Raw genomic sequence first — 22,941 nt, forward strand, 5'->3', positions numbered from 1 at the left:
CGGCTTTTGAAACTATCACGGCGGTTATCCGGGAGCTGGAATATCATCAGTCGTTTGTGATTGGAAAAGATGGCGTGATTGCTCCAGATGCAGCGTATCTTTAATCCACAAAACTGATATTTGAACGATAACGAAAGGAGCCGGAACCTTTCCGGAAAACAGGCGCGCCGGGTTCCTTTTGAGAAGATGGGTTTAGAAGTATTTGATAATTATGAGTGTGATGGTCAGATTGAGATTGCAGATACAATAGGACCGTTAAAAAAAGACTTAATTATAGACTGTTTTGCGGGCGGCGGCGGGGCAAGCGTAGGAATAGAAATGGCGCTGGGGCGTCCGGTTGATATAGCCATCAATCATGATCCGCAGGCGATCCGGATGCACAAAGTCAATCATCCGGATACGTTGCATCTGACCGAGGATATATTTAAGGTCGATCTTAAAAAGTATGTTGCTGGCCGCCATGTAGCACTTATGTGGGCCTCTCCAGATTGCACCAGTCACAGTAAGGCAAAAGGAGGACAGCCGCGTAATAAGGGGCTTAGAATCCTGCCATGGGCGGTGTACAAGCACGCTAAAGCAATTCTTCCTGATGTTATCTTAATGGAAAATGTCGAGGAGATACAACAATGGGGACCCCTGGACGAGGCAGGGCACCCAATAAAAGAAAGGGCTGGGGAGGATTACAAACGATTCATAGCGGCCATGAAGAAGCTGGGATATGATTTTGACAGCCGGGAACTGGTAGCAGCGGATTACGGAGCGCCGACAACGCGGAAGCGCTGGTATGCAATCTTCCGGAGAGACGGGAAGCCGATTACATGGCCGGAGCCAACACACAGCAAGAGCGGAGCAGATGGCCGGCTGAAGTGGCTGGAATGCGGAGATTATATTGATTGGTCAGACTTGGGGAGATCCATATTTGACCGTCCGAAGCCGCTGGCGGAGGCCACCATGAAAAGGATCGCAAACGGGTATGTAAAATATGTCGTAAACAATCCTCAGCCTTATGTAGTACAAAATCAAGGTGCCGTCGCTTTTATGATCCAATACCACGGGGAGACGCGGGAAGGTGATTCGCGCGGACAACTCCTGACGGAACCAATAAAGACAATTGATACCAGTAACCGGTATGGTCTGGTTACGGCATTCGTCACAAAGTTTTATAAATCCGGGACCGGGCAGGGCTGTGAAGAGCCATTGCACACAATTACCACATCACCGGGGCATTTCGGGCTTATATCTGCCTTCCTGATTAAGTATTATGGCACGGGTTGCGGACAAGAAGCAGGAAAACCGCTTGGGACCATTACAACAAAGGATCGGTTCGGCCTCGTAAACGTGGTAACTGATATTGATGGAGAACAGTATATCTTGAAAGATATTTTCCTCCGTATGCTGAAACCAGAGGAGCTTAAGAGAATGCAGGGATTCCCGGAGGATTACATACTTAATCGCGACATAGAGGGGAAGCCGTATCCCGTCGGGGAGCAAGTAGCGAGGATCGGAAATAGTGTGGTACCGATAATGGCGCAGGCGTTGGTATCTGCAAATTGTCCGTATCTCAAAGTTGGCGAGAGAATGCCGAATATGAGTATAGATGATAGCCGGGAACAGCTGTGGTTTGCTTAACAAAACGATCATTTAACGTATTAGGAGGAGATATGTATAAGCAAATGGATGTATTTGATTTTATCGAAAAGCCTCAGGAACCAGAAATAGTAGAGACGAAGCCATTGTTTGAACGACTTTTCATAAAGATAAATGATCCTATGATACAATGTGCAAATTGTCTATGTGAGCATTGTGTAAATAATGTGGAAAATCTGTGGAATAAAGTTAAGCCAGAAGAGGTAAAAAAATCATGTTTTAATTGCGACGAATGCTATCACTATGATGAAAGCCTTAAACATAAATCACGACAAATGGAAAACTGTGAGAAGTTTGAAATTTCAGAATACGCTGCTATGAAAAGAAGAAGGAAAATGAGGTTAATTTAAAGGAGAAAGACATGAGCGATATATTTTGGGCAATCTTACTGTTGTTTGCAGGAAGCGTGTTAGGTGTTATAACAATTTGCCTGTGTATGGCTGGGAGAGATGAAGACTCTGAAAGTGAGATCATGGTTATGGATCAGGCAAGAGAAATATTAAATTTACGGTTGGAAAATGAATATCTACACATGTGGCAGGCAGAGGTACGGGAGAGCATAGACCAGATGAAGCCGCCGGAAGGATTTCCACCGGTGTATTGTCATGCATATAATGACACAGTGGAAGCGGTAAAAAAAATAGTAAACTGAGGCAGCAGGAGGGATTGTATTGCCAAATGTAAGACCATTAAACAGAACAAAGTATAATATAACAAAGCACAGGTTTTCAGAACTATATAATTTTTGTTTGCAGTATAAGGAGTGGAAGGACGAACTGAAATATAAAACAGATACAGTTAAGTCAATTGAAATTAGCGAATTGCCAAAGGGAGAAGGAGAGGCTGGTAACCCTACTCAAGAACTTGCTTTGAGGAGAATGGAGTTAGAAAAGAAGTGTAAGCTGGTTGAGGAGACCGCCATGGCAGCAGGTGGAGTAGAGTTATATCCATATATCATGAAAGCTGTAACAGAGGAGGGAATAACATATAGATATTTGTCGATGATCATGAATATCTCTTGTAGTAAGAATACTTACTATGAAAGAAGAAAAAAGTTTTACTGGCTAATGGATAAGAAAAAAGAATAAATTTGGGACTCACAGGACAAGTCAATATGTTATAATCATAGCATGAGATTATGGCTTCCGGGGACGGGAGCCTTTTTCATTTTCATAATTCACCTACTGCATGAAACTCAGGGCAGCAGGCATCTAGAGTTTGGATTAAAGCCATTATAGAAATGAGAGGCGGTGAATGCACTGGACATTGATCACACAACAAAAGCTGGCCGGGCATTGTTTTATGGCTCCCAGGAGTGGAGAGAGAAGCGCGCGGAGATATTAGCGAGAGACAACTATGAATGCCAGTGGTGTAAGGAGGCCGGGCGCGTCACGGTATCGGACGAGTCAGTGCTGGAGGTTGATCACATTCAGGAACTTGCCGAACATCCGGAGCTGGCCCTTGATGATGACAATCTAAGGACGCTATGTAAGGACTGCCATAACAAGCGTCATGGCCGCATGAACTACAGGCATCTGAATAAAAGAACAAACAAGTGGCAGGATGAGCGCTGGGAGTAAGGAAGGAGGATATGATATGGCACAAATCACATGTGACAAATGCGGACATTCACAGGACTTCCGTCCGCACACCAGTAAGTTGCCTGACGGAGTGGAACGGGTCTATATTAAGTGTGCTAAGTGCGGGGAGCAGTACACCGCCTTTTACACGGATAAACCAATCCGAGAGATTCAGGCAAGGCAGCGAAGGATAACCAAGATGATCGCGGGGCGCCGCGGAGCTGAATACCAAAAGCTGTGGGACGAATTCGAGGACAACAAGCAAAAGCTGACCATACAGATGTTCGAACTGAGGCGGAGGCAGGAAGCAGGAGACCCCCGGGGTTAAAGGGACAGGTGAAAAAGGGAGAGGCGGGAACCGGTGGAGGGGGTCGATTTTTCAAATGTGGCATACTTTTTACCCCCTCCCCCCCATCCCGGATACCGATACGTCAGGAAGGAGGGATAATTCTGGACGGTAAGGATATTGGATCACGAATGAAAGAGAAAAGAACAGCCATGGCGCTGACACAGCAGGAGTTTTCCAGGCGGTGCGGGATCTCGTCCAGTTATTATTCCAGCATCGAAAACGGAAGGAACTCCCCCAGCCTGGAGTTATTGACCACCATTGCAAAACAGTTAGGCGTATCGTTAGTCTACCTGTTGGATGACAAGGTAGAGGAAACCGAGAAGCGCGTATCAAAAGAGATTGAGAGGCTGAATGGGCTGTTTAAAGATTTGCCAAGGGCACAGATACAGCTGGCAGAAGGATTAATCATACAGGCGGCGCGCCTTCGAATTCTTTTGGATGACAACTGGAAGGATATTCTTGAAAACGGGGAATACGAAAAATTTTCCCAAAGTGAAAACCAGATTCCCTACGACCGCAAGCGTCCCATCGTGGAGAACTATGATAACCGGGATAAGACGTATCAGTCAATTATTCATCAGTTAAACGGAATGCTTCCAGGAGGCAGCGTACGGGATAAGAAGTCCAGACTGTTGGGGCGGTGAGTATGCTAAAAAATAAATATGCAGATACCTACATAGACAGATGGAAAAAGGGAGAAATCCTTTTAAACAAAAAAAGAATCCAGCTCATCGAACGGATTGAAACGGATATCCTTCCATATGATGACCGGTATTACTATGACGAAGAAAAAATCGAAGACTATATTACCTTTAGTGAAACCTGGTATTTTGAATTGGATGAATGGGAAAAGTTTATTGCCCCATTCATTTTTTTGTTTCACATAGAAAGTGATGAACCGGTCTTTGATGAGTTTGTAATCAACATGGGCCGCGGCGGGGGAAAGAACGGTTTTATCTCCACCCTGGCCAATTATTTTATCAGTCCCCTGCATGGCATTGATTACTATGACGTGTCCGTAGTTGCTAACTCCGAGAAGCAGGCCAAGCGAAGTTTTCAGGAATGCTACCGGGTGATCCAGAAAAAAGGAAATGAGGATCTGAGGGAAGAATTCGAGGCATACAAAAGCAGCATCACGGGACTGGAAACTCAATCTGTTTTTGAATATAAAACAAGCAATGCCAGTTCCCAGGATGGTGGCAGGGAAGGGGCCGTCATTTATGATGAGTACCATGAGATGGAGAATACAGAGATTGTGGATGTGTTTTCCGGAGGCCTTGGCAAGGTGGACTGCGGACGGCAGTTTTTTATCGGCACCAAGGGGTTTGTCCGTGAGGGATATTTTGATATCAAGTACCGGGAGTGTGAGGACGTTCTAAACGGCGCCGTTGATTTTGCGGGGAGCGGAATCTTCCCCTACATCTGCGAACTGGACGAAATCGGACAGATGGATGATCCGGACCTTTGGGCTCTTGCCAACCCTGCTTTACAAAAACCGTTGAACAAGCGGGGAGAACGGCTGTTTACCAAGGTCATGAAGCAGTATAAGAAGCTGGCGACGGAGCCGTCCGGTCGGTCGGCGTTTGTGACAAAACGAATGAACTTTCTGGAGGAAAGCATGGAAAACTCCGTTGCTTCCTGGGAGGAAATTAAGGCCACGGACCGGCCGTTTTTTGAACTGGATACGGTCCCGGTCGGAGCCTTTGACTATGGCAGCGTCCGGGACTTTGCGGCCTGCGGCCTGCTGTTTAAGAAAGGAGACGAGTATGCATTTAAAACATTTTCCTTTGCAGTCAAGTATTTTTGTGATGTTCACTACGGATATTCTATCACCGGGCAATCTGCCGGTACAGAGAAAAAGGCCCCCATAAAAGAGTGGGAACGGAAAGGGCTTATGAAGGTAGTAGACGAGCCCTCCCTTAACCCGCAGCACATCGTGGACTGGTTTGTGGAGATGCGGGAGAAATACGGGGTGCGTAAGATTATCGCAGATAACTACAAGCTTGATATCTTACGGCCGATGCTGGAAGCGGAGGGCTTTGAGGTAGAGTGCATCAAGCGGCCACGAAGTATCCACCCGTTAATGGCCTCCCGGGTGGAGGACGGGTTTGCAAATAAGAAGTTTATCTTCGGGGATAACCCGCTGATGCGCTGGTACACCAACAATATCTATGTCAAGGAGACTCCGGACGGAAAGCAGTTTTTAAAGAAAGAGGAAGTCAAACGAAAAACGGACGGCTTCCAGGCCTTTGTTTATGCCCTGTACCGGGCCGGTGAATTAGATGATCAGGTACAAATAGACGACATTCTGGACATGATGGATGAGATTCATTTTTAATGAAGAAAAGGGGGTGATGAGAAAAATGGGAATCATTGCAGACTGGTGGCATTCCATACGTGGGAGTAGCCCGGATGACTGGCTGGAGGAACTGGAGCTGATTGAGACTGAATCGAAACGGCTGTACCTAAAGAAGATTGCCATCGATACGGTTTTAAATTTTGTTGCCAGAATTATGTCCACAGCCACCTTCCGGCTGACGGGACCCGATTCCAATAACCGCGAATGGGATTATATTTTAAATGTCAGACCGAACCTGGACATGTCTGCGGCATTTTTCTGGCAGCAGGTTTTTTACCGGCTGCTGTTTGACAATGAGGTATTGGTGATCTTTACCGAGGACAATCAGCTGCTGATTGCAGACGGATTTGTGCGGCGGGAATATGCCCTATATGAAGATGTCTTTGAAGGCGTCCGGGTAAAGGATTACTGTTTCCAAAAATCGTTTCGCATGTCGGATGTCATTTATCTGGAATACAACAACTGCGGCCTGGAGGAAATAACAAAAGGACTGTTCAAAGATTACAACGAGCTGTTCGGGCGGATGATGGAAGTCGCCATGCGAAACAATCAGATCCGTGCTTCGGTTACCGTGGATGTAACGGGTACCACGAATGAGAAAGGGGACGCCGAAGGAAAGACAAGAAGCCAGAGACTACAGGGCTTTATTGATAAGATTTATGAATCCTTCCGGACAAATTCCGTCGCCATTGTACCGAAGATGAAGGGCTTTGAGTACGAGGAATATACGAACAAGACCCAGGTATCCAACCAGTCCGTGGAAGAATTAACGAACCTGAAAAAGTCGTTGATTGATGATGTATCACGCATCATCGGCGCCCCCAGCGCTCTGATACACGGGGAGCTGTCGGAGCTGGAGCACAACATAAAGGCCTTGCGCCGCATCTGCATGGAACCGCTGGTCAAGAAGCTGGAAGACGAATTAAACGCAAAGCTGTTTCAGAAAACACAGGTTGTTTCCGGCAACCGGCTGGAGGTATGGGGCGTGTTGCCCTACGATCTGGCGGAAATGGCCGCCCAGATCGACAAGCTGGTTTCCAGCGGCGCTTTTTATGTTGATGAAATCAGAAACGAACTGGAATACGACGAACTTCCAAATGGGGAAGGAAAGAAAATCATACGCACGAAAAATTATGAGGAAACCGAGGGAGGTGAGAAGAAATGAACCGAGAAAAAATACCGTTCCAGTTTTTAAACGAGGCAAAGGACGGAAAGAGAATCGTTACCTTAAGCGGTGTGATCCGGAAACGCTATTGGGAGGACGATGACTGCATTGATGCAAAGCTGTTAAGGAACACCCTGGACGGAGTTGAGGACGATGTGACGATCCGACTCAATTCGCCGGGCGGGGATGTGTTTGAGGGAGTGGAGATGTACAACTATCTAAAAGACCATAAAAGTCACATCACCGTGGAGGTGACGGGGCAGGCGGCCAGTGCAGCGAGTTTAATTCTGGCCGGCGCGGATACCGCAATCATGGACATGGGTTCGGTTGTTATGATCCATGAGGCGTCCTGTTTCTGCTGGGGAAATAAAAATGACATGAAAAAGAGTCTGGAAGCGCTAGAAGCTATAGACCAGTCCATTCTTGATATCTATACCAACCGAACCGGGCAGAGCGCCGAGCAGATCACCCAATGGATGGCAGAGGAAAAGAATTTTACCGCAGATGAAGCGGTAACCTATGGTTTTGCCGATGAAGTCAAAGGAAAGGCGGAGTCAAAACCGGGTGTTTCTGGTACCGATCTTGCCGGCATCATTAAGCAGGCAGTAGCGCAGGAGATGGCGCAGTATCAGGCTCAGTTTAAAAAGCCGGAAGCACCGGGAGCAAAACAAAAATCACTGTTAAATAAATTGAGAAAAGGAGATTGAAAAAATGGCATTAACCATCACCAACAAAACGAGAGATGCGCGGGAGGACTTTAAGAGGATTTCCGCCGCCGAGAATGCAACACCGGAACAGGTAAACGCGGCTTTGGAAGCCTATGTGACCGCCATTGCAGAAGATGCAGGAAATCAGGTCCGGGGTGAGTATGAGGAATTAAAAAACGTTCATGACAACAGTATTCTCCAGGCCAGGGGAATTCCAGTCCTGACCGCAGAGGAAACTAAGTTTTACAATGAAGTCATCAAGAAAAGCGGTTTTGATGAGGACTTAGTATGGCCGGAAACGATCCTGGAGCGCGTCTTTGACGATATTCAGAAGGATCACCCGATCCTGCGGCTGGTGAAGTTCTCCCCGACGGTCGGACGCGTCAAGGTGATTAAATCAAGGCGTAAGGGGGTAGCGGTCTTTGGCCCGTTACATAAAGACATTGAGGGGCAGCTTGATGCTGAGTTTGGAGCAATGGAGTATACACAGCTTGCCCTGACTGCATTCTTCTTGATTTCCAAGGACACGTTGGAACTGGGGCCGCGGTGGATTAACCGTTATGTTCTGCTTTGCCTGCGCGAGGCAGTACGGGATATCTGGGCGACGAAAATTATTGCGGGAACCGGAAACGATGAACCGATTGGCTTACTGAAGGATTTAGACGGTGCAGTGACAAACGGATCGTACCCAGATAAGGCTGCTGCTGGGACCCTGACCTTTGCGGACTCCAAGACGATGATCACCGAACTGGCGGGAGTTATGAAAAAGCTGTCTGTTTATACAAGAAAAATCAGCAAGACCGACGCCGGCACCGAGGAACATCGGGTCGTAGACGGAAAGATTTACCTGATTGTAAACCCCAGCGACTACTACGACATTGTCCCGCGTGCCACGGTGCAGACGCAGGCCGGAACCTTTGTCACCAATCTGCCGTTTATCCCGGCGGACCACATCATTCAGTCCATTGATGTACCGGCTAAAAAGCTGATTGCCTATGTGGATGGGGAGTATGACGCCACCCAGTCCCAGGCCGAAAAGGTCTATGAATATACGGAAACCTTTGCCATGAAACGCGCCGTGCTGTACGCTGTGGATATGCTGGGGAATGGTCAGCCGGCTAACAATGACGCAGCAGCCATCTATACACTTGCGATTCCGGGCGCTGCGCCGGAAGCCAGTGCTGCAAGCGCGAAGAAAGCATAAATCCTAAACGTGTTTAGTAGAAGCGTAACGGGGCGGAGGTGAACCATGGATCAAATTCTGGTAGAATTTAAACAGAGAATGAAGATCTATCACGCAAGCGAAGATGAAACCTTAAGGGATATCCTGAAGACTTCTTATGAAGATATCAGGCACCTGATAGGGGACTTTGATATCAGACAGTATCAGGCAGGAAAGGAATTGGTGTTTGAGCGGAGCCGGTATGTATATAACGACTCCCTGGAATATTTCTATGCCAATTTTCAGCAGCGGATTCTGGATCTGTCCCTGGAATTGATGGGAGGCGGCAATTATGCATCCAAACTATAAAAAACCAAAAACCGACACAGGAGACTTAAGGACGCCTGTGTCTTTTTATATCATGGTGCCGGGGAGTGGTCCAGAGCCGGGAGAAAGTAAAAAACAGGTACTTCATAAGTGTATGTGCGAAGCCTACAACCCGTCCATGAAGGATTTATCGATTCTGGACACTACGGGGACGAAGGAAGCGGTCACGATCCGAATCCGGGACACCGCCGGCGAGTACCTACCGACCAACAAACACTCCGCAGAGCTTTTAGACTACCGCTATTCCGGCAAGGTGTTTTCCGTGCTGGATGTGCGGCCGGACCTGACTGAAAACCGATTTATAACCATCCTACTGGGGGTGACATCATGAGTGTGGAGATAAGAGGGCTTGAAGACTTGCAGAAAGCTATTGCAAACGCCTATTCCGGAGCCCAGGCAAAAAGGATTCGAAAGCAGGCGTTGAACGCCGGCGGCGATGTGGTAGTCGAGCAGATGAAAAAGAATTTTGAATCCTTTCAAGGCGCCGGGTATTCCAAAGAAGAGATTATGCGAACGGACGCCAGAACAAAGAACGATGTTGAGGAATTAAAAATCGGCTGGAACGGAGAACATGACCGCTGGAGAATCGTTCATCTGAATGAATTTGGCTATACCAAAAAGGGGAAACAGTACACACCAAGAGGGTTTGGCGTGATTGCAAAAACCGTAGAGCAGTCAAAAGAAGAATATTTACATACAGTTGCCGATGAAATGAGGAGAAGTCTATGAAAGATATGTTGAATACTATTTACGGTGCAATGATGGGAAATGAGGTAATAATCGGAAACTGTGCCGACCGGATTAAGTATTATCTGTATCCAGAGACAGGAGACACCGGACTTCCTTTTATCACGATCCGGCCCATGCAGCCACCGCAGGATGCTGTCTATGGATCGGATAAAGCACTGGCGTGTGAATTCCTTTACCAGATTGATGTACAGTCGCAGGACCGAAAAAAATGCAAGGAAATCCAGCAGGCTGTGAAGTCCGTCATGCAGGACCTGGGATTTTCCCAACAGCCCGGCGGTCTGGATGAATATTTTGAAGAAACCAAAAGATATGTGGATGCAAGGCGATACCTTGCCACCACAAAACCATATGACACAGACTATTAAAGGAGGTCAGTTATGTTAATCGGATTTAAAAGATTAAAAGTACAGGTATTTGATGAGGAGGGTGCACCGTCCGGCGAACCGATTGTGATCGAAGGAAAGCAGGACAAAGGTGCGACGCAGGAGGCAACAATCAGCGGCTTATCAGCGGAGCCTACCAAAATTTACGGATCAAATGTGGCGTACTATGTATCACAGAGAGGGACTGGAGAAGTGAAAGTAGCCTTTACCCTGTTCGATGTACCAGACGATGCCGAGGGGAAAATGCTGGGCTATACCGTCGATGAGGCATTAAAGGCACAGTTTATCGGAGAGAGTACGGAACCGCCCTACTGTGCAATTCTGCTGGAGTCGGAGGACGCAAAGGGAAACACGGCAGCATTCGGTTTCTTTAAGGGAAAATTCAGCGCTGGAGATGTTGCGTTAAAGACCAAAGAGGGAGGAGGCTATACGCCAAACAGCCAGTCCTACACCTTCTCCCCCGTGACCAGTGACTGGGCGGATAAAAGCAAGGGCAGCACGATGGTCAAATTTTTAGGAAGCGAGTCGGAACGGGCGGCCATTGAGGCCCTGGTATTCCATAAACCAACAGGAGGTGGAGTGAATGTCGCGAGCGTATCTAAGGCTTGAAAACGAGGACGGAAGTTTCCGGGAGTATAAAAAGGATCGAATCAAAGCGCGCTGGGTCAAAGAAGGCATGAAGCACTCGAAAAAAATTGCGGACCTGGAACGGAAAAATGATATGGTGGGCCTGTTGGAGGAACGACTTCGGTTTACCTGTGACTTTTTCGGCGATAAGGATTTGACGCCGGATTCCATTTTGGACGGGCTTGACAGTGAGGAACTGACCCCTACGCTGGATAAGATATTTTCCGCTGTAATGGGGAAAAGCGAGGAAGATGATCACGCCGTGGGAAAGCAGTAACGCCTGATGAGGCGCTGGACGGCTATTTTAAGCTGTGCAAGGGCCTTGTCAAGGCGGGATGGACTCTAAACGACGTGGAAGACGCGGATTTTGAAACACTGATGGAAGTGGTTATGGACGGGAAGCGCCAGAAGAAGATTGATTTGATGGATTATATGAGACAGGAAAAGGGACAGGCTTAGGCTTGTTCCTTTTTTGTTGGAAAGGAGAACGAATGAGTGCGCAGCCTTTAGGGCAGATGATCATCGAACTTGGATTAGACAGCAGCAATTATTCCCGTGGCATGAAGGGGATCAGCCAGCAGGTAAAAACCTCCATGACGGAAATGAAAGCTCAGTTAAATGTCATGGGGAAAAGCGGAAAGGAACTGGACCAGCTGAAGGTCAAGCAGACGGGTTTAACCAGTGTAATTGCCGCCCAGAATCAAAAGGTTGCGCTGGCGAAAGAAAAATACGAACAATGCAAGGCCGCCGTGGAGGGAAATGCCGAAGCCACACAGAAACAGCGGGATGCATTGATAAAAGCCCAGAATGAATATGTCAAGGCCATTGGTGAACTGGGAACTTATGAAAATCAGCTGCAACAGGTGAGCATCAGGCTTGCCACATTGGAATCGGATCTATATCAGGCAGGGGAAGCCGTAGAGAAGTTCGGGCGGAATATGACCAGAGCAGGGGACATTGCGGAGAAGACCGGGGCTGCGCTGACAGCCGGTGTTACCACGCCGATACTGGCACTTGGAACCTATGCAGTAAAAACAACGGCGGAGTTTGACGCCGCAATGAGCCAGGTATCCGCCGTTTCCGGTGCGACGGGGACGGACTTTGACCGGCTGCGGGAGAAAGCCCGGGAGATGGGCGAGAAAACAAAGTTTTCCGCAAAGGAAGCCGCGGAGGCCATGAATTACATGGCAATGGCAGGCTGGAAGACCAATGATATGCTTGACGGCATTGAAGGAATCATGAGTCTTGCTGCCGCCAGTGGTGAGAGTCTGGCAACGACTTCGGATATTGTGACGGACGCTTTGACTGGATTTGGCAAGAGTGCGGCGGATTCCGGGAGGCTGGCGGATATCATGGCGGCGGCCTCAAGCAATGCAAACACCAATGTCGCCTTAATGGGTGAGACCTTCAAGTACTGCACGCCAATTGCCGGAGCACTGGGATTTACCATGGAGGATACCGCGGAAGCAATCGGGCTGATGGCAAACAGCGGCATTAAGGGGTCCATGGCAGGAACTGCCATGAGAAGCATGATGAACAATCTGGCCGGTGAGGTTAAGCTTGCGGGGGCGGCCTTTGGGGAGATGACCATCCAAACCCAGAATCAGGACGGATCCATGCGAGGGCTTAATGACATCTTATCGGAATGCCGCAGCGCCTTTTCACGGATGACAGCAGCGGAGCAGGTCGCCAATGCAGAGGCGCTAGTAGGGAAAAACGCCATGTCCGGCTTTCTGGCTGTTATGAACGCTGCGCCTGGAGATGTGGAGAAATTAAACGCAGCCATTGCGAACAGTGAGGGTGCAGCGGCGGCAATGGCGGAAACTATGCAGGACAATCTTGCGGGGCAGCTGACCATTTTAAAGAGTCAGACGGATGAGCTTGCGATCTCCTTTGGCAGTATCTTAATGCCGAAGATCCGGGAACTGGTGTCGGGAGTACAGGGTGCTGTTGACCAGTTTAATCAGATGGATGACGGCACCAAGAATATGATTGTCAATTCCGCCCTTCTGGCGGCCACGATTGGCCCGTCGGTGCTGATCATTGGGAAACTGACAAGCGGCATTGGAAAACTGACCACGGGGATCGGCGCAGGCATGGAACGGTTTGCCGCGTTTGACGCGAAGCTGAAAGTGACAACCGGATTAACAGTCGCCCAGACCGCGGCGTCCAAAGCTCATGCGGCCGCTGAGGGTACGAAAAATCTGGTGATTGTTGCCGGAAACGGAACCCTTGCGGCGCAGGCAGCCGCGTTAAATGCCTCTGTTGCTGCCAAAATAAAAACGACGGCTGCGACGGTGGCGCATACGATTGCTGAAAAAGCGAGAACATCGGTACTTGGTCTATCGACAGCAGGGCTTTCCGCGCAAACGGCAGCCACAACGATGCAGACCATAGCGACAGGAGCCTTATCCGTAGCCACAGGAGTGCTGAAAACCGCCATAACGCTTCTGCTTGGTCCGATTGGCTGGATCATTGCAGGACTCGGCTTGTTGGTTGCTGGCGTGATTGCAGCGGTGAAGTGGTTTACCAGGGAGAGCGAAGCGGCGAAGGAAACCAAAAAAGAAGTGGAGGCGCTGGCGGAAACCAACGACACCTTAGCGGACTCTCTGAAAAACAGCCAGCAAGGTTATGAGGAAAATGAACAGTCAATTAAGGAGAATGCGGGGGCAGCGAAGAAACTGGCTGATAAGGTCAAGGAGCTGTCCAATGTGGAAAATAAATCTGCCGCCCAGAAGAAAGAACTGCAAACTTATGTAGAAATGCTAAACGATTCCACGGAAGGGCTGAATCTGCAATACGACGAACAGGCCGATGCGCTGAACATGACCACAGATGCGATCTATTCTCAGATTTCAGCAATGGAAGAGCAGGCAAAGGCCCAGGCGGCAAAGGAGCGGTTGACAGAGATCCTCAAGGAACAGATGAGTGTCAACGAGCAGCTTGCGCAGGTACAGAACAAGATTGCGGAGACAACCGAAAACACCGGTTTAAAAGAGCGGGAGCGCAGGGACATCATCAAGGATTTAACGGACCAGGAAGAGTCCTTAAACGAACAGCTTACGTCCCTGGGGGACTCTTACAACTTTGTAACGGATATCATCGTGACATCTGCATCTGCGGAAGCAGAGGCGGTTACGGAGAGTACACAGACGATCCTGGAAGCCTACGGTTCTGTGGGGAACGCTTATGAGGATCTGGGAGAAAAGCAGCAACAGGCCATTGACGGGATCCTGGGCGCATTTGAGACCATGAGCGGAAGTCTGAGCGATTTAACTGAGAAAATTAAATTAGACAGTAAAACCACCTGGGACGAAATACAGAAAAATCAGCAGGATACGATTGAGAAGACGCAGGAGTTTTCCGCCCTGTATGCTCAGCTGATCAAAGAGGGTGTCAGTGACAGCTATCTAAATGCGATCGGTGTAACCGGACCAGAATCGATCCCTCTGCTAAAGGAGATGATCGCACAGGGCACCAGTACGATTCTGGACTCTCAGGACGAATGGCAGAAAGCATACGGCGTGATCGGGGATACTCTTACGGATTCGCTGCAGCTGGATGACACGGTAAGCAGTTCCTTAAAGGATTACGTGCTGGGAAAATCGGGTATCTATGAAACCTTGCAGGGAGCTATCGCATCCGCGGATTTGAATGCACTTGGAAAAAGCCTTACAGATGGCATACGCAAAGGAATTGTTGATAATACCGATGAGGTCTCTCAGTCGACAACGGACATGGCCGAGTCTGCTACGGGCGCGGCCGCCGATGCATGGGGAATCCATTCCCCGTCAAAAGTATTCACCGAAATGGGGCAGTTCCTGATGCAGGGACTTGTCAACGGATTAACCGCCGGCGAGGGCGCCGTCTATGCGAAGGCCGCCCAGATCGCGGACAAGGTGACAAAGACGGTCAAGGATGCGCTGGAAATCCACTCCCCGTCAAGGGTGATGCGGGATGAAGTAGGGAAAAATATTGCTCTTGGTATTGCGGAGGGGATTACCCAAAACAAGGATTATGCCAAGAAAAGCGCCGAGGAAATAGCGGACGCGATCGTTGAAGCCGCCAGGAAGAAGTTAGATAATACAAAGGTTTATCAGACCCTGACCCTTGCGGATGAAGCCGCTTATTGGGACCGTGTGAGAAAGCAGGTCAAGGAAGGAACACAGGCCCGCATCGATGCGGATAAGCAGTATTTTCAGGCGAAACAGTCCCTTGACAATAAGATGCTTGATGCGGAAAAAACTTACACTTCTAAAACGAAAAAGCTCTATGAAGACTTAAATAAGGATATCCAGTCGCTTGAGGACTCCTATACGGAGAAGCTTGCATCAAAGGCAAAAAGCATTGCATCCTCTATGAGCCTGTTTGATCAGTTTTCTGTCAAAACGGACTTAACAACAAAGGACCTGCTTCAGAATCTGCAAAGTCAGGTTACCGGATTGCAGGACTGGGCGGACAACCTAAAGGCACTGGAGAGGCGCGGCGTATCGAAGGGACTGATGGAGGAGCTTCGGGGCATGGGAACCAGCGCTGCGGGAGAAATCGCTCTGTTAAATCAGATGACCGACGAGGAGCTGGACGAATACGTGTCTATGTGGAAACAGAAGCAGCGCCTTGCCAAAAAGGAGGCAAAGAAAGAGCTTGCCCCTATGCTGGAGGAAACGCAGGCACAGATTTCCCAGATGCGTATGGCGGCCTCTGAGGAACTGGAAGGATATAAGAACGACTTCTTACAGGCCATGAACGAAATCGGCGTGGAAATACAAAAGCCCCTTGACCAGGTGAAGGATTCCATGGTCCAGGTGATTTCCCAGGCTGTGAAAACCGTGGCCGGCACCGTGTCCACGGAAGCGGACAGTCAGGCAAACGTCAGCCAGTTCTCGCAGATTGCAGTAAGTCTTAAACAGACCCTGTCAAACCTTCCGACCGATTTTGTGGAAATTGGACAGAACACCATAGGAGGATTGATCCAGGGACTGCAAAATAAAAGCGGTGAGCTGTATCAGACCATGAGTGAGATTATAAAAAGCGCGGTGCAGGCGGCGAAAGATGCAGCACAGATTCATTCTCCCTCCAGGGTGATGCGGTCGCTTGGCGGCTATATGCTCCAGGGGTTCGGCTTAGGCATGGAGGACAATCAAGCATATGTGGAGAGGATCGCCGGGAGATCGGCTGATCTTGTCACTAAATCCTTCCAGGGCAGCCTTGGAACGCTTTCCGTTACAGCGACCGGATTGTCGAACCGCATGGGGGTTCTGGCAGCCATAGAAGCCGCGCTTGCTGTGCTGACAGGGCAAAGGACAGAAACGATCGGGCAGAGCCAGCCGTCGGAAAGCAAGGCTTTGCTGGAACAATTAGTCGCCTCTAATGAGCGTATGACGAAGCTGTTGCAGACGATTGCGGACAAGAATCCTGTTCTTGATAAAGAGGCGATCACCGGCGTCCTTAATTCTGGCTTAGGACAAAAACAAGGTGCGAAAGTGAGGATTGCATAATGTACCCATCAGTTACAATCAACGGAATTGACATGTTTCAAACCTACCATGCGCCGTTAAGAGAACTGCACAGCGTGCAGCCCCCGGAGGTAAAAAGCTTTTTCCAGGAGGTTCCGGGGGGAGACGGGTCCATCGACTTAAGCGAGACAAACTCTGGGCGGCCTACCTACAAGCGGCGGGAGATTACCATGAAATTCCAGTGTGAGATGCCAATGAACCAGTGGTCAGCCACGGTGTCAAACATTTTGAGAGAATTCCATGGAAAAGAAGGAAAGGTCATCTTCGAGGACGACCCGGATTATTACTATATCGGAAGAATGGCAGTGTCGGATTATGAAAGAGTGGTAAGGGCCGGAACATTTACCATTACAGTAAACGCAGAGCCATACAAGTACGAATTGGTATCTTCCTTAGAACCGTGGCTGTGGGATCCTTTCAATTTTAGAACCGGGCTTATCCGGTCCTATGGGGATTTGCAGGTGGAGGGAACCAGGGAATTGGTGATCCCCGGAACGGAGCGGTGGATTATCCCGGTAATGGAAGTGGCCGGAAGCTTAAGCCTTACGTTTGAGGGGGTTACCTACCCGCTGAAGGCAGGGAGAAATAAACTCTATGATGTGGTAATTAAAGATGGAGATAACCTCCTTATTTTTACTGGAAACGGAACAGTATCCGTCGATTACCGGGGAGGTATTTTATAAATGTATAAAATCTATTTGAGAAATCAGGGAGAAGACTACCCGCTGTATGAACCACTTGACGACGAACTGCGGGTATTTTCTCCGGTCCTGACACAGGAAATGGGGCGGTCCGGCCAGCTGGAGTTTTACATGATGGCCAATCATCCCAATGCGGATAAGCTGGGCCTTTTAAAAACGGAAATCTTTGTTTATGACGATGGAAGGGAAATTTACCGTGGGCGGATTCTGAAGCCGAATTACACCATGGAAAACCTGATCGCGGTTACGTGTGAAGGGGATTATACCTATCTGATAGACAGCCAGCAAAAGCCGTTCGAGATGGAATGCGATATTCCGACCTTTCTCACCCGGATGCTGGAGACACATAACAACCAGGTGGATGACTATAAAAAGATGTATCTCGGAACGGTCACCGTAACAGGAAACAGCAGCTCCCCGATCACCTGGAAAAGCACAAAGTATACAACTACCCTTGACATCCTGAATGCACAGATCGCTAAAGTGTATGGAGGGTACTTCCGGACACGGAATGTAAATGGAAAGAAGTACCTTGATTATCTATGGGACTATGGAGGCATCAATGAGCAGGTGGTGCGGTACGGGATCAATCTCCTGGAATTAGATGCGCGTATGGACGCATCGTCCATTGTCACCTGCTTAATCCCGCTGGGAGCCGATGTGGAGTATCAGGACGATTTGGGGGAGATGCAGGTTAAAACCGTTGACATCTCCTCAGTCAACCAGGGAGTCAACTATATTCAGGATGACGCCGCCGTAGCTAGATTTGGCAAGGTGTGGGGCAGTTACAAGTGGAGCGATATAAAGGAGCCTGCGGACCTGCTGGCAAAGGCGAAGAAGTATTTACAGGAGGTATCCGCCCTGCCAGTATCGATCGAGGCTAATGTAATGGACTTATCCTTTGTCGACAGTGACGAGACCCGGTTAGAACTTGGCTACTGGACGCAGGTGATCAGCAGGCCGCACGGTATTGACCAGAAACTTCTGCTGACCAAACGGGTGATAAACCTGTTAGACCCGACAGCCGGCAGCATCACGCTTGGAAAGCCGCCGGAAACCTTTGTAGATAAAGCGGTAAACTCCCAGCAGGCTGCATCAGAGGCGGTCGATAAGGTGGCTGAAAGCACGTCAGCAGAGATCAAGCGGAAGGTGGAGAACGCCACAAACTTAATCACCGGAGGTTTAGGCGGCTATGTGGTGCTTGATAACGTGGATCCGAATACGGGGGAAAAGATTCATCCGTGGCGTATCCTGATCATGAATACACCAGATAAGGAAACGGCTAAGAATGTGATCCAGTTTAATCAGAACGGGATTGGATTTTCTACAACGGGAATCAATGGGCCTTATGCCAACGCCTGGACCATAGACGGGAATCTGGTGGCGGATTTCATTACATCGGGCACCATGCTGGCAGATCGGATCCGCGGAGGAATCCTAGAAGTAGGCGGCGCCGGCTTGGCGAGAGACGGCAGCATTACCGTAAAGAATACAGATGGCACTGTGATCGGAACCTGGGATAAGACTGGGCTGCATGTGCTATTAGGCATCATAGAAGGCAGTACGATCAAAGGATCGAACATCATAGGTGGCAGGATTAATATCGGGAATGGCACGTTTGAGGTGGACAGTGACGGGGCGGTGGAAATAAATTCCGGGGAGATTCACATTGGAAATGTGGATATTACGGAACAATATGCATGGTTATACGGTTTTGGCGTTTCGGGTAGTATATTGTATAGTCGTGATAATGGTAACAGTATACAGATTTCTAATAGTGAAGCATATGATCTACCCTCAAGTATTGTTATACAGAACAATGGTAAAAGGACTAACTATACGGCAAGTGGTATAAATACGGATGGCGATATTTGGTTTAGTGACCCGTGGACAGAGTATATGAGTGCGTTAGATATGTTCAAAGATTTATATGAAAGAATAAGTATCCTTAGAGATAGGATAAGTGATTTGGAGGGTTGAAGTTAAAGGGGCATAATGATATAATAAAAACTATAAGGAGGTTACTATCATGAAGAAAAAAAGCCTATTAACTTTAGTTGTTTTATTTGCATTATGCTTTACTTTTAATACATTTGCTATGGAAGACTTAATAAACGGAGAATTTGTTCCGGACAATCCGGGAAATGAAGTTAGATATGAAGATAAAACACTTGGTAGCAGGTGGACATGGTTAAATGATGATATTTGCGTTCAGTTTTCTGGTAGTTATAATACAAAAAAGGCTGGAATACAAAGATTATACGATAATGGCCTTATTCGGAGATGGGGAGAGCCTGATGGAAATGGCGGACGCAAGAGTAAGAGTCGTGAGACCTATGCAGGTAAATGGAGTCAGTCTGAAGACGGAATATGGTCATTTGAATTTGATGATAAAACTATTCCATTAGGAGTAACGAAGATTGATGATGTATTATATGCTTTCAACGGTTATGGAGAACTGATGGAGGGTTACGAATATTACGACGGCCTGACAACTGGAGCCGATGGAGGAGTCAACTCAGACGATCCTGAGTTTCTGTCTTGGCTGGAGACACAGTACGTACCAGAGTGCACAAGTTACGAATAAAATAAGATATCGAATAGAGAGCGAGGATAACTACCCCGCTCTTTTTGTATGCCTAAAAGCGAGGTGATTACATGGCAGATATTAGCAAGGAAATACGGGATTTCCGGGAGGCAGAACGCGGAGAAGAAGTCCGCGGGTCAATGATATCTCTGGCGGAGAAAGTCAATAAGGATGGAGAAGATGCCATTGCAGACGTTGCAGCTCAGGTTACTAAAATTAATAATGCAATTACCACAGCAAATAAAGCCGTAACCGATGCGAACGCGGCGACAGCAAGAGCAAATGAAACATTAAACCATGCGGATGAGATTCTCGATAATGCCACGGTGCAGGCGGCAAACTCCGCCGGAAGCGCTACGACAGCTAAAAGCTGGGCGGTTGGAGGAACCGATAGCAGAGCAGGAGAGGATACAGACAACAGCGAATATTACAGCAGACAGGCCAAAACATCAGCAGGCAGTGCAAAAAATGAGGCGGATCGGGCGGCTCAGTATTCCCAGATTATAGCCCCTGGATTCTATTTTGATCCGGCTGAATCTGCACTTTATATAAAAGCGGGTGTTGGTGTTGATTTTGTTGTAGTAGATTCGGTGCTTTATTGGAAAATCACAGTGTAAGAAGGGAGGCACATATATGATTGTAGCAAAATTTTCAGGCTACTGTACAACCTCTGCACACGGGCTTACACAGTGGGATTATGGTCAGGAACTTGCGATTGAATGCGCTGAACTTGAGATTCCTGACGACACAGAAATCAATTACTATCAGGGGAAGCTGTCCAGTATTGCATATCTGAAAAGCAATCATGCAATGATTCCCGATATTATGCTCCAGAATCCGGAGGAGATTATCGCGTATGTATATGTGAGGTCGGCGGCAAGCGGTGAGACAATCCTGTCTATTAAAATGACTGTAGATAGCAGACCGCAGCCGGACAACTATGTATTACCAGAGTATAAGGATTACAGCCGGTTACTTCCAAAGGGAGGGGAATCCGGTCAGACCTTAGTGAAAGCAAGTGAAAACGATTATGATACGGAGTGGGCCACAATGGAATCTAATCTTGAGCCATTAACCGACGAAGAGATCGATAATATTTGTGTATGAGAGGAGTATAAAAATGGGAAAACGTGTAACCGCTGAAAATATAGCAAGACTCTGGATCAATATGAAAAACCATGTAAAAGATGGTTATGTTGCTAAGGTATCTGGAAAAGGATTATCTACAGAGGATTATACAACTGCGGAGAAACAAAAACTGAATGAACTGCATAACACGACTGTAGACAGCGCATTATCCAGTTCATCCACAAATCCGGTACAAAATAAGGTTGTTAATACAGCTTTAAGCGGAAAGGTACCGACGACGCGCAAGGTTAATAATAAGGCACTGTCAGCAGATATAACGCTTGCGGCTGGAGACGTTGGTGCAATTCCATCGGCACAGAAGGGAGTAGCTGGAGGCGTGGCAGAATTAGACGATTCCGGCCATGTTCCGGCGGCTCAGTTGCCATCTTATGTGGATGATGTAATCGATTCATATATTGTAACTGGAGCTACAGCGTTTTCATCAGGGTGGTTGTCACTTACTTCAGAAGGTGCGGCGCTGGCTCCGGAAAGCGGAAAGATTTATATTGTGCTGACCACTGGAAATTACAACATGAGAGAATACCGGTGGAGTGGTACAGCGTATGCGCAAGTCAATGAGGGGATCGCGTTAGGTGAGACGGCCAGTACTGCTTTCCGTGGAGATCGTGGGAAAACTGCATATGACCACAGCCAGACAGCTCACGCTCCAGCAAATGCAGAACAGAATGTACAGTCTGACTGGAATGTGACGGATACTGCATCCGACGCATTTGTTAAAAATAAACCTACGTCGATGCCCGCAAACGGTGGTAATGCGGCAACGGTTGGAGGGCATACAGTTGAGAAAGATGTGCCAGCAAATGCAGTATTTACAGATACGAAACCCATTGCCATGAAGGGCGCGACGGCCTCAGCCGCTGGTGCCGCTGGCTATGTTCCTGCTCCGCCAGCAGGATCACAGACAAAGTTTTTGAGGGCTGACGGAACATATCAAACACCCGATAATACAACTTATTCCGCATTTAAAGGCGCTACAGCCTCCGCGGATGGTGGAACTGGATTAGTCCCGGCTCCTGCATCTGGAAAGCAAGATGCGGTATTATGTGCGGACGGAACGTGGGCGGACCCGATGACTGATGCAGAGATAGACGCAATATGCGTATAATGGGGGTGCCCCTATGCAAAAGCCTTTAACAGCGCGGGGAGTATCCCGGCTATGGGAAAATATTAAAACGTATATTACAGAAAATACGTATCCACGAGGTGATCCGCCGGACCTGTATTTTGATCCAGAAACATCAACATTATATATAGGAAAGCCGAATGTGTTGTACGATTTTGTAGTTTCGGATGGAAGATTATATTACAAAGACAGAGGAGGTAATACTTAAATGGCAGCACCAGCAGGATATACAGAGTTAGGGCGCATAGGTTTCGTAGATCGCGGTACGTATGCGTCAGGTACCACATATCGAATCGGTGATGTGGTATACTACAACGGGAGTACATGGAGTGCTCTTAAAGATAATTTACAAGGCGTAACACCAGCCGCAGGCGCGAACTGGAAATATATGGCGAGAGGATTCGCCGCTGAGGCGCTTTCCGCGATTACTGCAAATGATACGAGCGGAGTACTGGGGACAGCAGGAGCAAATGTGACATCACAGGCCTTAGTTGACGCTATTGCTGATAAGGTTATGACTAAACTCATTGAAAAAAGCAAGATCGTAAATAATCTTCTTGCGACGGACGCCACAACCGTATTAAGTGGTCCGATGGGAAAGTCCCTCGATGAAAAGATTGGTAAAGTAAATAGTGATTTAGCGAACAAACTTGATAGTAGCGCTATAATTGCTCAATACAATAAACTCCAGATTGGGAATGTAAAAATACAATACGGAAAAATGGAGTGTATAGTAAATTTTAACGGGC

At 48.1% G+C, this 22,941-nt stretch carries 24 protein-coding genes and 1 pseudogene; all 25 read left to right on the forward strand.

Going from position 1 to position 22,941, the window contains the following annotated elements:
• Window positions 1-186 precede the first annotated feature (186 nt).
• On the forward strand, window positions 187-1,629 hold the full coding sequence (locus H8S75_RS31450) for a DNA cytosine methyltransferase (RefSeq protein WP_279288750.1): 1,443 nt from the start codon (window positions 187-189) through the stop codon (window positions 1,627-1,629).
• Window positions 1,630-1,661: 32 nt separating this feature from the next.
• Window positions 1,662-1,997, forward strand: a complete 336-nt coding sequence (locus tag H8S75_RS31455; RefSeq protein ID WP_187024836.1) for a hypothetical protein — start codon at window positions 1,662-1,664, stop codon at window positions 1,995-1,997.
• Window positions 1,998-2,008: 11 nt separating this feature from the next.
• On the forward strand, window positions 2,009-2,299 hold the full coding sequence (locus tag H8S75_RS31460) for a DUF3789 domain-containing protein (protein WP_187024837.1): 291 nt from the start codon (window positions 2,009-2,011) through the stop codon (window positions 2,297-2,299).
• 19 nt (window positions 2,300-2,318) lie between these two features.
• Window positions 2,319-2,735, forward strand: a complete 417-nt coding sequence (locus H8S75_RS31465) for a hypothetical protein (RefSeq protein WP_187024838.1) — start codon at window positions 2,319-2,321, stop codon at window positions 2,733-2,735.
• Between the two features lie 162 nt (window positions 2,736-2,897).
• Window positions 2,898-3,227 carry an HNH endonuclease gene (locus H8S75_RS31470; protein WP_349769028.1) on the forward strand — a complete coding sequence of 110 codons (330 nt, stop codon included), beginning with the start codon at window positions 2,898-2,900 and terminating at the stop codon, window positions 3,225-3,227.
• Window positions 3,228-3,243: 16 nt separating this feature from the next.
• The gene (locus H8S75_RS31475) at window positions 3,244-3,555 is read left to right on the forward strand and encodes an HD domain-containing protein (RefSeq protein WP_187024839.1); all 312 of its coding nucleotides are present in this window, start codon (window positions 3,244-3,246) and stop codon (window positions 3,553-3,555) included.
• A 149-nt stretch (window positions 3,556-3,704) separates the two neighbouring features.
• On the forward strand, window positions 3,705-4,220 hold the full coding sequence (locus H8S75_RS31480; RefSeq protein ID WP_187024840.1) for a helix-turn-helix domain-containing protein: 516 nt from the start codon (window positions 3,705-3,707) through the stop codon (window positions 4,218-4,220).
• A gap of 2 nt (window positions 4,221-4,222) precedes the next feature.
• Complete coding sequence (locus H8S75_RS31485; protein ID WP_187024841.1) at window positions 4,223-5,914, forward strand: terminase large subunit domain-containing protein; 1,692 nt, start codon at window positions 4,223-4,225, stop codon at window positions 5,912-5,914.
• A gap of 16 nt (window positions 5,915-5,930) precedes the next feature.
• Complete coding sequence (locus tag H8S75_RS31490; protein ID WP_243270547.1) at window positions 5,931-7,100, forward strand: phage portal protein; 1,170 nt, start codon at window positions 5,931-5,933, stop codon at window positions 7,098-7,100.
• Window positions 7,097-7,807, forward strand: a complete 711-nt coding sequence (locus tag H8S75_RS31495; RefSeq protein WP_187024842.1) for a head maturation protease, ClpP-related — start codon at window positions 7,097-7,099, stop codon at window positions 7,805-7,807. The genes H8S75_RS31490 and H8S75_RS31495 overlap by 4 nt, the downstream gene beginning before the upstream one ends.
• Window positions 7,808-7,811: 4 nt before the next feature.
• Window positions 7,812-9,011: a phage major capsid protein gene (locus H8S75_RS31500; RefSeq protein ID WP_187024843.1), complete on the forward strand. Its 1,200-nt coding sequence runs from the start codon at window positions 7,812-7,814 to the stop codon at window positions 9,009-9,011.
• 45 nt (window positions 9,012-9,056) lie between these two features.
• The gene (locus tag H8S75_RS31505; protein WP_187024844.1) at window positions 9,057-9,338 is read left to right on the forward strand and encodes a phage gp6-like head-tail connector protein; all 282 of its coding nucleotides are present in this window, start codon (window positions 9,057-9,059) and stop codon (window positions 9,336-9,338) included.
• Complete coding sequence (locus H8S75_RS31510) at window positions 9,322-9,687, forward strand: phage head-tail adapter protein (RefSeq protein WP_187024845.1); 366 nt, start codon at window positions 9,322-9,324, stop codon at window positions 9,685-9,687. Before H8S75_RS31505 ends, H8S75_RS31510 begins: the two co-directional genes overlap by 17 nt.
• Window positions 9,684-10,085, forward strand: a complete 402-nt coding sequence (locus tag H8S75_RS31515) for a hypothetical protein (RefSeq protein WP_187024846.1) — start codon at window positions 9,684-9,686, stop codon at window positions 10,083-10,085. The genes H8S75_RS31510 and H8S75_RS31515 overlap by 4 nt, the downstream gene beginning before the upstream one ends.
• A complete protein-coding gene (locus H8S75_RS31520; RefSeq protein ID WP_187024847.1) occupies window positions 10,082-10,471 on the forward strand; it encodes a hypothetical protein in 390 nt (129 codons plus the stop codon). Before H8S75_RS31515 ends, H8S75_RS31520 begins: the two co-directional genes overlap by 4 nt.
• A 12-nt stretch (window positions 10,472-10,483) precedes the next feature.
• On the forward strand, window positions 10,484-11,098 hold the full coding sequence (locus H8S75_RS31525; protein ID WP_187024848.1) for a major tail protein: 615 nt from the start codon (window positions 10,484-10,486) through the stop codon (window positions 11,096-11,098).
• Entirely contained in the window at window positions 11,073-11,393 is a 321-nt protein-coding gene (gene gpG, locus H8S75_RS31530; protein ID WP_187024849.1) for a phage tail assembly chaperone G, read from the forward strand. The genes H8S75_RS31525 and gpG overlap by 26 nt, the downstream gene beginning before the upstream one ends.
• 214 nt (window positions 11,394-11,607) lie before the next feature.
• Complete coding sequence (locus H8S75_RS33505) at window positions 11,608-16,614, forward strand: phage tail tape measure protein (protein WP_349769029.1); 5,007 nt, start codon at window positions 11,608-11,610, stop codon at window positions 16,612-16,614.
• A complete protein-coding gene (locus H8S75_RS31540; protein WP_187024850.1) occupies window positions 16,614-17,315 on the forward strand; it encodes a distal tail protein Dit in 702 nt (233 codons plus the stop codon). Before H8S75_RS33505 ends, H8S75_RS31540 begins: the two co-directional genes overlap by 1 nt.
• Window positions 17,316-19,313 carry a phage tail spike protein gene (locus H8S75_RS31545; protein WP_187024851.1) on the forward strand — a complete coding sequence of 666 codons (1,998 nt, stop codon included), beginning with the start codon at window positions 17,316-17,318 and terminating at the stop codon, window positions 19,311-19,313. It abuts the gene before it with no gap.
• A gap of 49 nt (window positions 19,314-19,362) precedes the next feature.
• Entirely contained in the window at window positions 19,363-19,920 is a 558-nt protein-coding gene (locus H8S75_RS31550) for a hypothetical protein (RefSeq protein ID WP_187024852.1), read from the forward strand.
• Between the two features lie 71 nt (window positions 19,921-19,991).
• Window positions 19,992-20,537, forward strand: a complete 546-nt coding sequence (locus H8S75_RS31555) for a hypothetical protein (RefSeq protein ID WP_187024853.1) — start codon at window positions 19,992-19,994, stop codon at window positions 20,535-20,537.
• Window positions 20,538-20,553: 16 nt separating this feature from the next.
• Entirely contained in the window at window positions 20,554-21,027 is a 474-nt protein-coding gene (locus tag H8S75_RS31560; RefSeq protein WP_187024854.1) for a hypothetical protein, read from the forward strand.
• Window positions 21,028-21,040: 13 nt separating this feature from the next.
• Window positions 21,041-22,174 (forward strand): hypothetical protein, encoded by a 1,134-nt coding sequence (locus H8S75_RS31565; protein WP_187024859.1) that lies wholly within the window; start codon window positions 21,041-21,043, stop codon window positions 22,172-22,174.
• Between the two features lie 226 nt (window positions 22,175-22,400).
• Window positions 22,401-22,941: pseudogene (locus H8S75_RS31570) on the forward strand (hypothetical protein); the annotation flags it as partial.

Source organism: Hungatella hominis, from assembly GCF_014288005.1.
Lineage (GTDB): Bacteria > Bacillota > Clostridia > Lachnospirales > Lachnospiraceae > Hungatella > Hungatella effluvii.

Coding starts and splice junctions, on each gene's coding strand:
- H8S75_RS31515 (WP_187024846.1), top strand. CDS start 9,684: ATGAGTGTGGAGATAAGAGGGCTTGAAGACTTGCAGAAAGCTATTGCA.
- H8S75_RS31540 (WP_187024850.1), top strand. CDS start 16,614: ATGTACCCATCAGTTACAATCAACGGAATTGACATGTTTCAAACCTAC.
- H8S75_RS31495 (WP_187024842.1), top strand. CDS start 7,097: ATGAACCGAGAAAAAATACCGTTCCAGTTTTTAAACGAGGCAAAGGAC.
- H8S75_RS31500 (WP_187024843.1), top strand. CDS start 7,812: ATGGCATTAACCATCACCAACAAAACGAGAGATGCGCGGGAGGACTTT.
- H8S75_RS31555 (WP_187024853.1), top strand. CDS start 19,992: ATGGCAGATATTAGCAAGGAAATACGGGATTTCCGGGAGGCAGAACGC.
- H8S75_RS31485 (WP_187024841.1), top strand. CDS start 4,223: ATGCTAAAAAATAAATATGCAGATACCTACATAGACAGATGGAAAAAG.
- H8S75_RS31520 (WP_187024847.1), top strand. CDS start 10,082: ATGAAAGATATGTTGAATACTATTTACGGTGCAATGATGGGAAATGAG.
- H8S75_RS31460 (WP_187024837.1), top strand. CDS start 2,009: ATGAGCGATATATTTTGGGCAATCTTACTGTTGTTTGCAGGAAGCGTG.
- H8S75_RS31560 (WP_187024854.1), top strand. CDS start 20,554: ATGATTGTAGCAAAATTTTCAGGCTACTGTACAACCTCTGCACACGGG.
- H8S75_RS31565 (WP_187024859.1), top strand. CDS start 21,041: ATGGGAAAACGTGTAACCGCTGAAAATATAGCAAGACTCTGGATCAAT.
- H8S75_RS31545 (WP_187024851.1), top strand. CDS start 17,316: ATGTATAAAATCTATTTGAGAAATCAGGGAGAAGACTACCCGCTGTAT.
- H8S75_RS31455 (WP_187024836.1), top strand. CDS start 1,662: ATGTATAAGCAAATGGATGTATTTGATTTTATCGAAAAGCCTCAGGAA.
- H8S75_RS33505 (WP_349769029.1), top strand. CDS start 11,608: ATGAGTGCGCAGCCTTTAGGGCAGATGATCATCGAACTTGGATTAGAC.
- H8S75_RS31510 (WP_187024845.1), top strand. CDS start 9,322: ATGCATCCAAACTATAAAAAACCAAAAACCGACACAGGAGACTTAAGG.
- H8S75_RS31450 (WP_279288750.1), top strand. CDS start 187: ATGGGTTTAGAAGTATTTGATAATTATGAGTGTGATGGTCAGATTGAG.
- H8S75_RS31490 (WP_243270547.1), top strand. CDS start 5,931: ATGAGAAAAATGGGAATCATTGCAGACTGGTGGCATTCCATACGTGGG.
- H8S75_RS31525 (WP_187024848.1), top strand. CDS start 10,484: ATGTTAATCGGATTTAAAAGATTAAAAGTACAGGTATTTGATGAGGAG.
- gpG (WP_187024849.1), top strand. CDS start 11,073: ATGTCGCGAGCGTATCTAAGGCTTGAAAACGAGGACGGAAGTTTCCGG.
- H8S75_RS31475 (WP_187024839.1), top strand. CDS start 3,244: ATGGCACAAATCACATGTGACAAATGCGGACATTCACAGGACTTCCGT.
- H8S75_RS31480 (WP_187024840.1), top strand. CDS start 3,705: ATGAAAGAGAAAAGAACAGCCATGGCGCTGACACAGCAGGAGTTTTCC.
- H8S75_RS31550 (WP_187024852.1), top strand. CDS start 19,363: ATGAAGAAAAAAAGCCTATTAACTTTAGTTGTTTTATTTGCATTATGC.
- H8S75_RS31505 (WP_187024844.1), top strand. CDS start 9,057: ATGGATCAAATTCTGGTAGAATTTAAACAGAGAATGAAGATCTATCAC.